13 protein-coding genes and 1 rRNA gene are annotated in these 16536 nt (G+C 32.2%); 1 reads left to right on the forward strand and 13 read right to left on the reverse strand.

Annotated elements, in window-relative coordinates:
- The 13 genes from DY123_RS07655 to pth all read right to left on the reverse strand — a co-directional run.
- Nucleotides 1–121 (reverse strand): 16S ribosomal RNA (locus DY123_RS07655); the annotation flags it as partial.
- Nucleotides 122–579: 458 nt separating this feature from the next.
- Nucleotides 580–2067, reverse strand: a complete 1488-nt coding sequence (gene lysS, locus DY123_RS06745) for a lysine--tRNA ligase (protein ID WP_140934697.1) — start codon at nt 2065–2067, stop codon at nt 580–582.
- Between the two features lie 99 nt (nt 2068–2166).
- The gene (gene dusB, locus DY123_RS06750) at nt 2167–3162 is read right to left on the reverse strand and encodes a tRNA dihydrouridine synthase DusB (protein ID WP_140924820.1); all 996 of its coding nucleotides are present in this window, start codon (nt 3160–3162) and stop codon (nt 2167–2169) included.
- Nucleotides 3163–3249: 87 nt separating this feature from the next.
- Nucleotides 3250–4143 carry an Hsp33 family molecular chaperone HslO gene (hslO, locus tag DY123_RS06755; RefSeq protein ID WP_140936467.1) on the reverse strand — a complete coding sequence of 298 codons (894 nt, stop codon included), beginning with the start codon at nt 4141–4143 and terminating at the stop codon, nt 3250–3252.
- Between the two features lie 80 nt (nt 4144–4223).
- Entirely contained in the window at nt 4224–6224 is a 2001-nt protein-coding gene (ftsH, locus tag DY123_RS06760) for an ATP-dependent zinc metalloprotease FtsH (RefSeq protein WP_140924824.1), read from the reverse strand.
- 137 nt (nt 6225–6361) lie between these two features.
- Complete coding sequence (gene hpt, locus DY123_RS06765; protein ID WP_108982963.1) at nt 6362–6904, reverse strand: hypoxanthine phosphoribosyltransferase; 543 nt, start codon at nt 6902–6904, stop codon at nt 6362–6364.
- Nucleotides 6897–8297 (reverse strand): tRNA lysidine(34) synthetase TilS, encoded by a 1401-nt coding sequence (tilS, locus tag DY123_RS06770; RefSeq protein WP_181399153.1) that lies wholly within the window; start codon nt 8295–8297, stop codon nt 6897–6899. Before tilS ends, hpt begins: the two co-directional genes overlap by 8 nt.
- Nucleotides 8298–8365: 68 nt before the next feature.
- Entirely contained in the window at nt 8366–8818 is a 453-nt protein-coding gene (locus tag DY123_RS06775; RefSeq protein WP_105964025.1) for a S1 domain-containing RNA-binding protein, read from the reverse strand.
- Between the two features lie 92 nt (nt 8819–8910).
- Nucleotides 8911–9285: an FtsB family cell division protein gene (locus DY123_RS06780; RefSeq protein WP_108982961.1), complete on the reverse strand. Its 375-nt coding sequence runs from the start codon at nt 9283–9285 to the stop codon at nt 8911–8913.
- Nucleotides 9286–9367: 82 nt separating this feature from the next.
- Complete coding sequence (locus DY123_RS06785; RefSeq protein ID WP_140924828.1) at nt 9368–9640, reverse strand: RNA-binding S4 domain-containing protein; 273 nt, start codon at nt 9638–9640, stop codon at nt 9368–9370.
- Between the two features lie 14 nt (nt 9641–9654).
- Entirely contained in the window at nt 9655–11220 is a 1566-nt protein-coding gene (locus tag DY123_RS06790) for a putative polysaccharide biosynthesis protein (RefSeq protein WP_140936468.1), read from the reverse strand.
- Complete coding sequence (mfd, locus tag DY123_RS06795; protein WP_181398818.1) at nt 11210–14737, reverse strand: transcription-repair coupling factor; 3528 nt, start codon at nt 14735–14737, stop codon at nt 11210–11212. Before mfd ends, DY123_RS06790 begins: the two co-directional genes overlap by 11 nt.
- 25 nt (nt 14738–14762) lie before the next feature.
- Nucleotides 14763–15320, reverse strand: a complete 558-nt coding sequence (gene pth, locus DY123_RS06800; RefSeq protein ID WP_108982959.1) for an aminoacyl-tRNA hydrolase — start codon at nt 15318–15320, stop codon at nt 14763–14765.
- 206 nt (nt 15321–15526) lie between these two features.
- Here pth and DY123_RS06805 point away from each other — a divergent pair, with 206 nt between their 5' ends.
- Nucleotides 15527–16477, forward strand: a complete 951-nt coding sequence (locus DY123_RS06805; RefSeq protein ID WP_105957339.1) for an L-lactate dehydrogenase — start codon at nt 15527–15529, stop codon at nt 16475–16477.
- Nucleotides 16478–16536: the final 59 nt, after the last annotated feature.

The following is a 16536-nucleotide window of genomic DNA, read 5'->3' on the forward strand; positions in this document are numbered from 1 at the left end:
CGTCCCGAATCCAAAAATCATTTATGCAAGCATAAAATCAAATTGGGAGGACTCGTTCGACTTGCATGTATTAGGCACGCCGCCAGCGTTCGTCCTGAGCCAGGATCAAACTCTCATCTTATAGATGAAAAGCTTTTAACTAGCTCATCAAATTAATTGTTTTTTATAAGCGAATTGACTTCGCAATGTTTAATTCCTTATGATCTAAATCATAAGAATCCTTACACATCATCGATTATCAATCTTGTTCAGTTTTCAAAGATCTACTTATCAGTTAGCTGCTTTCAATAAGCAGCTCTCTAATTATATCAGGTTATCAACTTAATGTCAACAACTTTTTATAATTAAATTTTTGAATTAATTTGTTGCTCTTTGTCATATCAACAACTCAACATTAATTATTATGCCATTTTAACAAGTGAAAGTCAATAACTTTTTGTAATTATTTTTTAAACACTTTGTAAACTTCGTTACTAAAATGACAACAGAAATAATAATATCAATAATAAATGTATAAGTCAATATAAAAAATAAAAAAAGTCCCCACAATTATTTCATCGTAGGAACTTTATTATATTATTATTCTTCAGAATTATCTTCTGGTCTCATAGTTGGGAATAATAAAACATCTCTAATTGATTCCGCATTAGTTAATAACATAACTAAACGATCAATTCCAATACCTAAACCACCAGTAGGAGGCATACCGTATTCTAAGGCTTCAACATAATCTAAATCTACAGGTTGAGCTTCATCATTACCTTGAGCTTTTTCTGCAGCTTGAGCTTCAAATCTTGCCTTTTGATCAATAGGATCGTTCAATTCAGAAAATGCATTAGCATATTCCATACCAGATACATATAATTCAAAACGATCAGTAAATCTAGGATCATCAGCATTCTTTTTAGCTAATGGTGAAATTTCAACCGGATGACCATAAATAAATGTAGGATCTTGAATCTTAGGTTGTACTAATTCTTCAAAGAATTCATTGATAATATGTCCAACCTTCCAGAAGTCTTTATATTCAATATGATGTTCATCAGCTAATTTTCTAGCATCTTCTAGACTCATTTTTTGCCAGAAATCAACACCAGTATATTGCTTAATAGCATCAACCATGTGTAAACGAGCAAATGGCTTATTAAAATCTACTTTGTCACCTTGATATTCAATAATGCCATCATCTGAAACAACTTTAGATGCAGCTTTAAAAATACCTTCAGTTTCATCCATTACATCATGAAAATCAAAATATGCAATGTATGATTCTAATTCAGTAAATTCAGGATTATGATCTTGGTCCATACCTTCATTTCTAAATACACGACCAATTTCATATACACGTTCCATACCACCAACGATTAATCGTTTAAGATGTAATTCAAGGGCAATACGTAAGTATAAATCAATATCTAGTGCATTATGATGAGTGATAAATGGACGAGCATTAGCACCACCAGCTTGATTATGAAGTACAGGAGTTTCAACTTCTGTACAGTCCATTTGATTATCTAAATAGCTACGGATAGCTGAGATAATTTTAGTACGTTTTTGAAAACGATCAAAACTATCACGGTTAGCAATTAAGTCTAAATATCTTTGACGATATTTTTGTTCTTTATTTTGTAAACCATGGTATTTATCTGGTAATGGACGCAATGCTTTTGCTAAGAAGGTTACATGGGTTGCTTTAACTGTTAATTCACCCATATCAGTTTTAATAACTTCACCTTCAAAACCTAAATGATCACCAAGATCAGAACGTTTAAAGATATGATAGTTATCTTCACCAACAACATCTTTTCTAACATAAAGTTGAATTTTACCAGAGCGATCTTGTAAATCAGCAAAACCAACTTTACCTTTACCACGTTTTGCAACCATACGACCAGCGATAACAACTTTTTTATCTTTTTCTTCTAGTTCTTCTTTTGTTAAATCATTATATGCATCATGCAATTGTTTAGCTAAATGAGTACGTTCGAAGCGGCCACCAAATGGATCGATGCCTTCTTCTCGTAATTCATTCATCTTTTGGCGACGAACTCGCAATTGATCATTCATTTGCTTTTCTTTTGCCACAGTAATACCTCCATCAGAATAAATTATTTTCTATAATAATAATACCATAAATAAGCTTAACCTATTAACATTAATTAAATTCTATACTCGAGTAGCATTTCTCTTAGCTGTCTTTTCAAGAAAATTATCAAAAATATCAATCATTTCTTGTTCTGTATCGGCTTCATTTAAAGCTGCCTTAGTTCTAGCTGAACGTCTAAGTCCTTTTAGATAGTAAGCAGCTTGCCCTCTGAATTCACGAGGACCAATAAAATCTCCCTTAATGCCCACTAATCTATGCAAATGTTCTTTGGCAGTTTTAATTGTTTCTTCAACCGATGGGTCTGGTAACATTTCACCAGTTTCTAAATAATGAGCTGTTTGTTTTAACATAAATGGATTACCTTCAGCAGCACGTCCAATCATTACTGCATCACATCCCACATAATCAAGCATTTCTTTAGCCTTTTGTGGAGTGGTAACATCACCATTACCCATAAATGGGATAGTTAACTTATCAGCAACTGCTTTTAAGACATCCCAATCAGCAGAACCTTGATACATTTGTTTTCTAGTTCTACCATGCATTGCAACTGCTGAAGCACCTGCTTTTTCAGCCATTAGAGCATTTTCCACAGCATAAATATGATTTTCATCCCAACCAGTTCTCATTTTAACGGTCACTGGTTTGTTAACTGCTGAAGTAACAGCTGAAACCATTTCATAAACTTTATTAGGATCTAATAGCCATTTTGAACCAGCATCAGTTTTCACAACTTTATTAACCGGACATCCCATATTAATATCAATAATATCAGCGTCGGTCTTTTGATCAATAAATTTAGCACCTTGTACTAAAGTTTCTTTACTACCACCAAATATTTGAATGCTCATTGGATGTTCTTTGGCATCAACATTAATCATATCTAAAGTTTTTTGATTATTATACATAATTCCACGATCAGAAATCATTTCACAAACAACCAAACCAGCATTAAATTCCTTACAAATCATTCGAAATGCTGTATTAGTTACTCCCGCCATTGGAGCCACTACCACTTGATTTGGGATTGTAACGTCCCCAATTTTCCATTCCATAATTTTCACCCCATATATAAATAAGTCAGATATTTATTCTGCTAGATATAATAGCACAATAAATGTTAATGGTCATTTTTATAATACTTATTTTTTATCATCTTTAGTTGGTTTTTCTAATTTCTTTAAATCATCTTCACTAAAATTATAAGTAGTTTGGCAGAAGTTGCAAACTACCTTTGCACCATGATCTTCATCAATCATTGCTTGAATTTCTTTATTGCCAATTCCAGCAATTTCATCAGCAAATTTTTCTTTAGAACAATCACATTTAAATGCAACTGGTAAATTTTGTAAAATGGTTAAATTATCTTCCCCAAAAATAAGTCTTAGAATATCTTCTGGTTTTTGCTTAGATAAGAATAATTCTGAAATCATAGGAATTGATTTCAATCGTTCCTCTAATTTATCAATTGCATCATCAGAAGCTCCTGGTAATACTTGGATTAAATAGCCTCCAGCTGCACCAATCGTTCCATCTTGATTTACATAAACAGAAACACCAACTGCTGAAGGAATTTGTTCTGATTGGGCTAAATAATAGGTAAAATCATCACCTATTTCACCAGATACTAAATCTACATTACTAGTGTAAGGTTCAGTCCCACCTTGACTCTTCATTACTTGTAATGTTCCATTATGACCAATTGCTCCACCAACATCTAGCTTATGATGTTTATTTAATGGTATATCAACATAAGAATTATGCATATATCCTTTAACATGCCCCTTTGCATCAGCATCAACTACAATTGTGCCTGCAGGTCCATCACCCATAACTTTAACCGTCATGGATTCATTTCCTTTTAGAACTGAAGAAGATAATAATAAACTAGCAACTAAACTACGACCTAATGCAGCGGAAGAAGTTGGCCAAGTATTATGATCTTTTTGTGCTTCAGAAACTAGTTCAGTGGCTTCCATTGCATAAGCTCTAAACATTCCATCTTTAGTGACACTTTTAGTTAAATAGTCTGACATTATTAAGACCCCTTTTATATTTATAAAAAAACGTGAGTTAAATATTTTATTCAACCCACGCTTTTATTTAATCAAATTTATTATTGATTATTATTTGAATCATCAGAATCATCATGATTATTTCTTTCTTCATCACGTTTTTCTAATTCTTCTTTTGATTCTTCAAAAGATGCATTTTCATCAACACCATTATTTTCTTCTGGCATTTTACCAGTACGATATAAACTTAGAATTTGTTTTTCATCTAGTGTTTCATACTTAAGCAATGCATCAGCAATCGCACGATGTTGTTCGCGATGTTGTTCTATAATATCGTGAGCTTCGCCATGTGCTTCATTGATAATTCTTCTTACTTCATCATCAATGGTTGCAGCAGTCTTTTCAGAATACTTACGAGCATATGGATCTTGAGTTGGACTTTCTAATTGAACAGTACCTAGTTTTTCACTCATACCATATTGAGTAACCATTGCACGAGCTAAGTTTGTAGCTTGTTCAAAATCATTAGAAGCTCCAGATGATTCTGAATCAAAAATGATTTCTTCAGCAGTTCGACCACCCATTAATCCAGCAAGTTGTTCCATTGCATTCTTCTTGGACATCAATTGTTGATCTTCACGAGGAAGCATAATTGCATATCCTCCAGCACGACCACGAGGAACAATTGTAACTTTATGAACAACTCGAGCATCATTTAATACTAATCCTACAATTGTATGACCAGCTTCATGATTAGCAACAATATTTTGTTCTTTCTTGCTAACAACCTTATCTTTCTTAGCTGGACCGGCGATAACACGATCTTCAGCTTCGTCTAATTCATCAGGTCCGATACTATCCTTGTTACGACGAGCAGCTAATAAGGCAGCTTCATTAAGTAAATTAGCTAAATCCGCTCCAACAAATCCTGGAGTTTGCTTAGCAATTTCATGTAAATCAACCTTATCAGAAACAGGTTTGTTCTTAGCATGCACTTTTAAGATAGCTTCTCTACCACGTACATCAGGTTGACCCACTAAGACTTTACGATCAAAACGACCCGGTCTAGTTAAAGCAGGATCTAAGACATCAGAACGGTTAGTAGCAGCAATAACAATGACTCCATCATTACCTGAGAAACCATCCATTTCAACAAGTAATTGATTAAGAGTTTGTTCTCTTTCATCATGGCCACCGCCCATGCCGTTACCACGTTTTCTACCTACAGCATCAATTTCATCAATGAAAATAATGGCAGGACTGTCTTTTTTAGCTTGAGTAAACAAGTCACGAACACGACTAGCACCAACTCCGACAAACATTTCGACGAAATCAGAACCAGAAATTGAGTAAAATGGTACTGCTGCTTCACCAGAAACAGCCTTAGCTAGTAAAGTTTTACCAGTACCAGGAGGACCCTCTAGTAAAACACCATGAGGAATCTTAGCACCTAATTTAGAATATTTCTTTGGATTCTTTAAGAATTCAACAACTTCAACTAACTCTTGCTTTTCTTCTTCTTCACCAGCAACATCTGAGAACTTAACATTACTATGAGTAGGTTTAGCTTTAGATTTGCCTACTCCCATGATGCCACCTTTACCGCCGTTTTTACCGCCAGCTTGATTCATCATAACAAAGAAGAATACTAAAATAATTAGCATAGGTACAACTGAAATTAATAGGTTAGTCCAGAAACCACCATTAGTATCAGCCTCTTTAGCGTTCATCTTTACATCATTTTTCTTAGCATAATTAGTAATTTCAGAAATTGTACTATTGTTCTTTAAAACATTAGCTTTAAATGATGAAACTTTGGTAGTCTTTTGGGAATTACCAAACAAGAAACTACCACCACTATTAGATTTAGTTTCTTGTGCTTCTCTATATTGACCAGAGATGTTATAAACACCATCAGAAGGTTGAACAGAAAAGTCTTTTACCTTATTATCTTTTAATTGTTTAACAAACTGACTAGATTGAATCTCTTGATTATGAGTTTCTCCTTTATTACTAGTTGCAAAAAAGAATACTCCCATTAAAATCAAGAAAGCAACAATATAGAACAGACTGTTCTTGAATAATCCTTTATTATTACGCATCAATTGCCTCCTGTTCTTAATGTCTTAGACCATTATTTAATAATTTATTATATCACTTTAAAGTAAATAAAGCTTATTGTGATTTTCAAATTTAAGACACAAAACATATATTATCATTTTTTTATTACATAGACTATCTATTTGTTTGAATAAACTTCTGGTTTTAAAACTCCCACGTATGGTAAATTACGATATTTACCATTGTAATCTAAGCCATAACCAACCACAAATTCATTAGGGACTTCTAATCCTACGTAATCAGCTTTAGCTTCAACCACACGTCCTTCTGGTTTATCCATTAAAGTGCATACCTTAATCGATTTGGCTCCACGATCTGATAATAGATCTTCTAAATACTTTAAGGTTCTACCAGTATCAATAATGTCTTCAATAAACAAAACATTACGACCATTTACATCAATATCAACATCCTTCATTAACTCAATTGATCCACTAGATTGAGTGCCACCATGATAACTAGATACATCAATAAAATCAATATCCATATATAAGTCTATATCACGAACAATATCAGTCATAAAGAAGATTGCACCCTTCAAGACTCCGATCACTATCGGATTTTCACCCTGATAGTCTTTTGTGATCTTTTCACCCAATCTTTTACATGCATTTTCAATATCTTCTTCACTATATAAGGTCTTAAGAATGTCGTTATTCATTACGTTCTCCTTCCAAAAGCTTTTGTTTGATGATTAAATTATATCTTTTATTAACAGAATTTAAAATAGTGGATTCACTATACCCAATAATAGATAACACCGCATTATTTGAACTTACTAACGTCTGTGCAGTTTTTCTAAGTTTATTAGGAATTTTTTTGTTAATAAAGACTCTCTTAGCTGATTGATGACCACCATTTTTTAAAGTAATCTTATCTGAAGTTTTAGTCATCCTAACAGATAAAGGAAAGTCCTCTTTTGACAAATTAAATTGGGAAATTCTTTGATATTTCTCGGGATGTTTAATTTCCTGATCAGTGATCATAAATAGCTCCCCATTCAATGTAGAAAACCATTGGTTTAATGTTACCACAAACTCATCTTTCTTTGATAAACTTATAAAATTATTTTTATATTTTTGAATACTAAATTCATTATATGACTTATCAAGATAATAATTATTGTTTAATTTAAACCTTACTTGGGGTTTTTGTCTATTATTTAATAGATAAATAATCTCCAAAATTGTATCTTGATTAGCTAAAGAAGAATTATTAACCGGATTTAGCAGTTCTTCCAAAATTTCAAATTGAATATTATCGCTTTGATTAGTAAACTTTTCTAAATTATACTTATCATTTTTAAGCTTCAAATTTTTGATTAATTTTAATAATAATTCCTTATTAGTCCCTAATAATTGATTCAACTGTTTGGAAAATGCCCCTAAATGTTCAACCACTTTGGGATTTTCTTTTTCCATCATTGGAAGAATTTGATGACGAATTCGATTACGTTGCACATCAAGTTCTTGATTAGTTTCGTCTTCAAACCATTTGATATTGTTATCAATTGCAAACCGTTTTAAAGATGCTTTTTTTAAATCTAACAATGGCCTTAATAAAAAGCCATCATTAAATTTTCTAATCCTGTTAATTCCGCTAATTTGTTTAATGTATGAGCCTCTAATGAGCTTCATTATAATGGTTTCTGCTTGATCATTTAAATGATGTGCAGTTAACAACATTTTAGCATTATACTTTTTCATAACCTTTTTAAAAAAATCATAACGAAAATTACGTGCAGCGTTTTCTATTCCATTAGTTGGATGATCTGATTTAGGCCAAATGCCAATTTCAACGTTTAAATCATTTTGCATACAATAATGATTAATGTATTGTTCTTCTATTTCGCTCTGCGACCTTAGCTTGTGATTAACATGTGCAACTACAATCTTAGGCCTTAAATCCATGGGTAAGCTTTTCATTAGATATAATAAGCACATAGAATCAACACCTGCAGAAACACCAATTACAACATATTCATCATTATTCCACCAATGATTTTTATCTATCAAATTGAAAAAATTTTCGCACAATGTTTTACCACTTTGCATCATTTTTCTCCTTAAAATTTTATAAAAATAAAATGATTAAGGCCAATGCCTCAATCATTTTTTTAGTTTTAGCTACGACGACCACCACGGCCACCACGTTTGCCTTCTGTATTTTTCTTAATTGTTGCTAGTCTGCTTTCACTATCTTTTAAGAAGTTATTCATTAAATCATCAAAACTAGCTTTTTTATGGTTATCGTTATGACGGTGGTTATTACCAAAATCACGTTTAGAATTACCATGATTATTATGATTATGTGAATGATGTTCTGGTTTTCTTTCAGATTCTGGTTTTGCCTTTCTGATTGAAAGAGCAATCTTGCCATCATCCCCAATCTTCAAAACTTTGACTTTAACTTCATCGCCAACTGTTAAAACATCTTTGATGTCTTTAATATAGCTATCAGAAATTTCACTAATATGAACTAATCCTGTTTTATGATCTCCTAAATCAACGAATGCTCCAAAATTAGTAATTCCTGAGACTTTGCCGGAAATTTTTGATCCAACTTCAATTGCCATAAAAAAAATGTTCCTCCTAAAAAAGTAAGTATCCTAAGTATAGCACCATTATTAGTATTATTGTACAAAAAAAATGGTATTTTTATACCATTTTAATTTTGAGTAACATCTTTAGATACATCCCCAGGTAAACCATAAACTGTTTCACCTGGTTTACTATAATAATACTTTTGTCTAATCAATTTTTCCAAATAATCATTATTATAGAGTTGCTTAACATTTTGCTTTAATTTCTTATTATTATCTTTATTATTTTGCAAAACAACCTGTGTATTATTGGTCTTATTTTCCACTCTACTAGATTCATTTTTTGTTGTTATTATTTGATAAACAAGAACTAAAGCGACAACTAAAAATATCAATATTAAAATAAACGCACGTTTTTTACGAGTACGTAAAATTCTTTGATGCCTAGATATCTTAAGTTTTTCATAATCATTATTTAAGTGACGTACCTTATTAGACATTTTTAGTAACCTCCATAGTTGTTATAAACCAGTATAATCATTATTTGCAAAAAATAAAATCATAAATATAAGTTTTTATAAATTATTCATTAGAAAAGTCACGTTCATATTGTTCATCTAAGACTGTGTACATACGATCAGCTTCAGCCTTTTTAGTAGTTTCAAAAAGTTGATTAACTTGTAATGTTAGAGTCTTATTACCAAACTTTATAACTAATTTATCGTTAGATTTAATATCAGTTGAAGACTTAGCAACATTACCATTAACTAAAATTCTACCTTGATCAGCAATACTTTTAGCGACAATTCTACGTTTAATAATTCTTGAAGTCTTTAAAAATTTATCTAATCTCATAAAACTAATCCCTCTTATCTATTTATAAATTTATTAATTATTGGCACCGATTTCCATTCTTCATCACTCAAAATATTAATTTTTTGGGCAACAAATATAAATGAAAGTGCCCCTATTGGTATTAAAATTAATAATACAATCAATGCTTTTAATCTAAAATTATTGAATGGAATATGCTTAATAACAATATTCGAAAGCCAAAATTCCATAATAACCATTATCATAGCATTTAACATCAATTTAATAGTAAAAGATAACTTATTATTCATCTTTAATTTAAATTTTGAAAAATATAATTCTAAAATTAATACGAAAAAAAGACTAATAATTGTTGAAATGCTAGCACCCATAATGCCAATCTTCGCAGTCAAAAATTCAGTTATTATTAATTTTAATAATAAACCCGCCATTATGGAAAATGCAGCAATCTTAAATTGATCAACACTTTGTAAAATACTACTATAAATTGTGATAATCGTTGTTATCAAAATACTAAAGCAATAAACGCTAAGTGTATGGCTTTCAGTTTGACTATTAAATAACAATTGATTAATCATTGGCATTAAACTAATCATTCCTGCAGTAATTGCTACCGTCAAGAAAATACTAACATGCATCATCTCATTAGCAATACCATTAAAACTATCATATGCTTTTTTCTTATATGCTTGACTTAATGAAGGTAAAATTGCTGTTGAAAATGAAGTTGCAAATACTAGCCCCAATTGAACTAAAGTCTGACCACGATCATAAATGCCCTTTGATACTTGTGAATCAATTACTGACAGTCCGGATAATACTAGCCCCTTTCTAACAGTAAATGAATCAACCAACTGTAATAAAACCATAATCGAGGCTAATAAACAAAGAGTTCCACCTTCTAATAATAGTTGCTTAGTTAAATTAGGATAAGCCATTTGTTTAATGTTCGGTAGTTTACCAATGTTTTTGCGATAATACATTAATAAAATCGCTAATGAAAAAGCCTCTGCAATTGGTACTGCTAGCATTGCATATTTTCCTACAGTATAAGGACTTAAATGATTAATAAATCCAATATATGCAGCCAGTAAAATTACCGATACACGCATCAGTTGTTCAATTACTTGTGAATAAGCGGTTGGTTTCATAAAAAGAATTGCTTGAAAGTATCCACGAAAGCTAGCCAAGAATGGCATAAATAAAAACATCCAACTAACTGCTTGAATTATGCCTACTAAATTAGGATCCCCCATTAATCGAGCAATCTGAAATGCACTAATCTGTAAGGCCATAAATATAATAAAGCCAAAACAAGATAGTGTAATTAATATCTGCCTCAACAAAGCTTTTTTATTCATTTGACTATCTTGTTCAGCAATCACTCTGGATATAAAAATAGGTAATCCTGTTAATGCAAGTGTCATTCCAATCCCATAGATTGGATAAACCTGTTGATAAATGTAAAAACCAACATTTCCAACCAAATTTTGAAATGGGACTCGATAAAAAGCACTTAATACTTTACTAATCAATGAAGCAATTGATAACAACATTGCTCCTTGCATAAGAGATGATAGTTTATTTTCGCTATTTTTCATTATTCAAATTTCCTGTATGTTCTTTATCTAATGCTAGAACAAATTTCATCAATTCATTCATCCATTTATCTTCAGACATAGTTGGCTGAACGGTTAATGCAATTTGCATTTTACCATCAGCGGTCCCAATCATTGAACGAAATTCAGTTGCTGCAATTGCTTTTAGTACTTGCTTACTATCATAAAATTCAGTTCCAATTTTAGATAATGTAATCACAATTTGTTTAGAACCTCTGGTAATGCTTTGCACTAAAGCAGTACTTGCATACATTTTAATTCTACTAATTGTTAATAAGTTGGTAACTGCCTTTGGATAATCACCAAAACGATCAATCATATCAGATTGTAATTCGTGATATTGATCATCGTTACTCATTTGCCTAATTCGTTTGTATAATTCAATCTTTTGTTGTGTATCTTGAATATATTCATCTGGTAAATAAGCTTCAACATTTAAGTCCATATGAGTTTCAACTTTAGCATCCGTCTTACGACCACGTTTTCTAGCCACTGCATCGGAAAGCATTTCTGTATACATATCATATCCAACTGAATCTACAAATCCGGATTGTTGTTTACCTAATAAATTACCAGCACCACGCAATGATAAATCACGCATAGCAATTTTAAAACCAGAACCCAATTCAGTAAAATCACGAATTGCTTCTAAACGATTTTCAGAAACCTCAGTTAGCACTTTATTAGGCTTATACATAAAGTAAGCATAAGCAACACGGTTAGAACGACCAATGCGTCCACGAATTTGATACAACTGTGATAATCCCATATGATCAGCATTTTCAACGAATAGCGTATTAGCATTTGGAATGTCCACACCAGTTTCAATAATAGTAGTAGTTACCAATACATCATATTCGCCATTTACAAAATCATATAGCACTGATTCCAATTGATTTTCCGTCATTTGGCCATGAATATAACCAATTCTGGCATCTGGAACTAGTGCTTGTAAATGATTCACTGTCTTTTCAATATCGGACACTCGATTATGCATATAAAAGACTTGGCCACCACGACTCATTTCTCGATTAATTCCTTCACGAATTGCACCAGCATTTTCTTCCATCACATATGTCTGAATAGGATAACGATTAGCGGGTGGGGTTTCAATCACTGATAAATCACGTACCCCCATCATCGACATATTCAAAGTTCTAGGAATTGGTGTTGCAGTCAATGTTAAAACATCAACGTTAGATTTTAACTCTTTAATTTTTTCTTTGTGTTTTACACCAAAGCGTTGTTCTTCATCTACTAATAACAATCCCAGGTCTTTAAATTTAATATCTTTAGATAATAAACGATGGGTCCCAACAACAATATCAACACTACCATCCAACAAACCATCTTTAGTAGCATTTAATTGTTTTCGAGTTCTAAATCTTGACAAAACCGAAATATTGATAGGAAATCCTTCAAAACGATTAAGCATCGTTTCATAATGTTGATGTGCTAAAACAGTTGTTGGCACTAAAAAGGCCACTTGTTTGCCTGCTTCAACTGCCTTAAAAGCAGCATGCAAGGCCACTTCTGTTTTCCCATAACCAACATCCCCTACTAACAAGCGATCCATTGGATGTGGTTGTTCCATATCATTCTTAATTTCTTCCGAACTACGCACTTGATCAGGAGTGGGTTCATATGGAAATGAAGCTTCAAATTTATCTTGATATTCATCGTCTTTAGGAAAGGCAAACCCTTTTTGCGCAGATCTTTTAGCATAAAGATCAATTAAATCATCAGCAATATCTTCAATCTTGCCTTGAACCTTACGTTTAGTCTTTTGCCATTCACTACCACCTAATTTGTTGACATGTGGATGCCGATCTTCTGATGAAACATATTTTTGAATTAAATTTAATTGTGTAACCGGAATAAATAATTGTGCATTATCACGATAAGTAATCGTAATGTAATCTTGATGTTTACCATCAACCTCCATTGTCTTCATACCTTCGTATTTACCAATCCCATGATTAGCATGCACAACGTAGTCCCCGGGCTTTAAATCAGTATAACTTTTAATTCTTTGTGCATTTGAAAAAGTTTGTCGACGTGGACGTTTTTTATGCACTTTAGAAAACATTTCTGATTCAGTGATAACAACTAATTGATTAATTGGAATTTCAAATCCATTTTTTAATCTTTCTGGGATAACCTGGACTTTATGTGGCAAAATATTATCAGCAGTATTTTGAACGACTTCAATTTCAAAATCATTTAAAGTTTGCGTAACCTTCTGCATACGATTTTTATCTTTAACTAAAATAATTACGGTTTCACCTTGTTTTGACCACTTATCAATCTCAGTTTTTAACAAGGGCATTTGACCGAAAAATTTTTGCATTGGACGCACTTTGATATCTTGCAGTTGAGTTAATTTAATATTACCTAAACCTTTTTGAAATAACGAAAACAATATTTCAGCTTGCTTAACTTTATGAAATTGTTCTTTAAAATCTAAAGTTATTTTATCAGTAGATAATAGTTCGGCATGTTCCAATTTATCTTCCGCCCAATTATTTTCATCAGTCATTAACTGACGATCAGAATCTAACAAACGGCTATAATCATCAAATAATATCGCACCGTCATCAGGTACATAATCAAATATTGAATTAGGTTGATTGAATAAGTCCTTGGCATATAAAAGCCAATTACTATCAACAATTCCCTTCTTCATATCATCAATAATTGGTTGAACTGCATTAGACAACTTTTGCTTGTCATCATCATTTTTAATTGAATGTAATCTTTGATTTAAAATATCGCTAACTTTATCAGAAGCTTTTTTTCTTTCCTCTGCACTAACTACCATATCATTAGCAGGTAAGACCGAAACTTTTTGTGTATTCTCAATACTACGTTGATTAGAGATATCAAAATATCTTAACGAATCAACCTCAGTATCAAAAAAGTCAATTCTGATGGGATACTCTGAGTTTAATGGATAAATATCAACAATCGAGCCTCTAATAGAAAATTCTCCCGGTGCTGCAACCATCTTTTCAGGATTATATCCCATTTGATAAAGCATCGCTCTTAATTGATCTAGTTCAATATCCATCCCAGTTTCCAGCGTTAATTTAGATTGATTAAAACTATTAACATTAGGCAAATATCTCTTAACTCCAGAGACAGAAGTCACTACTATCTTGGGCTTTTTACTTTGCAAAGCATTTAGTGCTAACACCCTAGCAGCTTTAAACTCTGGTGAACTAGTTGCAATTTCTGCTGCCAAAACTTCTTCAACTGGAAATTCTAAAACATCCCCTGGTGGCAAAATATTTTGCAAATCTTCAACAATATCAGAAACTCGCGATAATGAATCGGTCACAATTAAAAATGTCTTTTGTGTATCTTGCATCAAAGTTGCAATTAACATTAATTTTGCTGAACCAGAAAGTCCAGTTACTAACTGACGATGATTATGTTTTAAATCTTCAATTATCGAAGAATATTGTGGTAATTGAGAGAAAAATTGTTTGATTTCCAATTTAGTTTTCCCCCCTCTTGTAATCTTAATTATATTTATTTTCTAAACGGCTAAATTCTTTACCAGCAACAAAATCTTCTAAGGCTGCAACTGAATTATCAGCTGCTTTGTCAAAATCAGGTTTTTGTTCTGTAGTGAATTTACCTAGTACGTAATCGACGACACTTTCTTTTGTTGGATGACCAGTTCCCACTCTGACACGGTTAAATTTATCAGTTTGCAAATGGGCGATTAAACTTTTGATTCCATTATGACCACCAGCTGAACCATGATTTCTTAATCTAATTTTGCCAACCGGTAAATCCATATCATCATAAACTACTACTAGATCTTCTAGCGATAGTTTAAAATATTTCATTAATGGGCCTACTGCTCGACCAGATTCATTCATAAATGTTAAAGGTTCAACTAACATAACCTTTTCACCGTCAATTACTCCTGATCCAAATTTAGCTTCCATTTTTCTAGTAGACAAATCAATATCATGTTTTTCAGCAAATTTATCAACTACTGAAAATCCTGTATTATGTCTAGTTCCATCATATTGTGGACCAATATTTCCTAATCCAACAATCATCTTCATATTTCAGCGCTCCTTATTTTAACTAATTATTATAAATTATATCATAATTAAGGCTTTTTTCTGGAATTCAACAATGCAATATAGGATTAATATATATAGAAAATCTTAAGAAAATACGATTTTTTGAGGGTATATCCTTACGAAATCAAATTTTAATGATATAATTTTCATGTAACTTTAAATATGTTTTTGAAGGGATGATTATTGTGGCTTTGAAACATCAAAAAGTCGTTTTAGTTGGTGACGGTGCCGTAGGTTCATCATACGCATTTGCTATGATGCAACAAGGAATCGGCGAAGAATTCGTCATCGTTGATATTATTAAAGATCGTATTGAAGGAGACGCACTTGACCTAGAAGATGCTCAAGTATTTACTGCTCCTAAGAACATTTACGCTGGTGATTACAGTGACTGTGCAGATGCTGACCTAGTTGTTATCACTGCTGGTGCACCACAAAAGCCAGGTGAAACTCGTCTTGACCTAGTTGGCAAGAACTTAAAGATTTTATCTTCAATCGTACCAGAAGTTGTTAAATCTGGTTTTGATGGTATTTTTGTAGTTGCTGCTAACCCAGTTGACGTTTTAACATACGGTGTTCAAAAACTTTCAGGTTGGTCAAAGGAAAAGGTTGTAGGTTCTGGTACTTCACTAGATACAACTCGTTTCCAAGTAGCTGTTGCTAAGAAAATCGGTGTTAACCCTGCTGATGTTAATGCATACATTATGGGTGAACATGGTGATTCAGAATTTGCTGCTATCGACGAAGCAACTGTTGGTTCACGTCCATTATTAGACGTAGCTAAAGATGCTGGAGTAAGCAAAGATGACTTACTAAAACTTGAAGATGAAACTAGAAATAAGGCTTACACTATCATTAACAAGAAAGGTGCTACCTTCTATGGTGTTGCTACCGCATTAATGAGAATTTCACGTGCTATTTTACGTGATGAAAACTCAGTATTGCCTATTGGTGCTCCAATGAATGGTGAATATGGCTTAAACGATATTTACATTGGTACTCCTGCTGTTGTTAATGCTTCAGGTGTAAAACAAGTTATTGAAGTTCCTCTAAGTGATGAAGAAAAAGCTAAGATGGACTCTTCTGCTAAGACTTTAAAGGAAACTGCTGAAAAAGGTATGGAATCTTTAAAGTAATATAATTTAATAAAAGAGCCACGTTGAAAAATTCAACGTGGTTCTTTTTTGTTTGCTAA

The organism is Apilactobacillus micheneri, from assembly GCF_006493595.1.
GTDB lineage: Bacteria > Bacillota > Bacilli > Lactobacillales > Lactobacillaceae > Apilactobacillus > Apilactobacillus micheneri.

What these genes read in the sequence shown, in the direction of transcription:
- dusB (WP_140924820.1), bottom strand. Translation starts at nt 3,162, where the DNA reads ATGGAATGGAAAATTGGGGACGTTACAATCCCAAATCAAGTGGTAGTG.
- pth (WP_108982959.1), bottom strand. Translation starts at nt 15,320, where the DNA reads ATGAAGATGATTGTTGGATTAGGAAATATTGGTCCACAATATGATGGA.
- hslO (WP_140936467.1), bottom strand. Translation starts at nt 4,143, where the DNA reads ATGTCAGACTATTTAACTAAAAGTGTCACTAAAGATGGAATGTTTAGA.
- DY123_RS06775 (WP_105964025.1), bottom strand. Translation starts at nt 8,818, where the DNA reads ATGGCAATTGAAGTTGGATCAAAAATTTCCGGCAAAGTCTCAGGAATT.
- tilS (WP_181399153.1), bottom strand. Translation starts at nt 8,297, where the DNA reads ATGCAAAGTGGTAAAACATTGTGCGAAAATTTTTTCAATTTGATAGAT.
- lysS (WP_140934697.1), bottom strand. Translation starts at nt 2,067, where the DNA reads ATGAATGATCAATTGCGAGTTCGTCGCCAAAAGATGAATGAATTACGA.
- DY123_RS06780 (WP_108982961.1), bottom strand. Translation starts at nt 9,285, where the DNA reads ATGTCTAATAAGGTACGTCACTTAAATAATGATTATGAAAAACTTAAG.
- hpt (WP_108982963.1), bottom strand. Translation starts at nt 6,904, where the DNA reads ATGAATAACGACATTCTTAAGACCTTATATAGTGAAGAAGATATTGAA.
- DY123_RS06790 (WP_140936468.1), bottom strand. Translation starts at nt 11,220, where the DNA reads ATGAAAAATAGCGAAAATAAACTATCATCTCTTATGCAAGGAGCAATG.
- ftsH (WP_140924824.1), bottom strand. Translation starts at nt 6,224, where the DNA reads ATGCGTAATAATAAAGGATTATTCAAGAACAGTCTGTTCTATATTGTT.
- DY123_RS06785 (WP_140924828.1), bottom strand. Translation starts at nt 9,640, where the DNA reads ATGAGATTAGATAAATTTTTAAAGACTTCAAGAATTATTAAACGTAGA.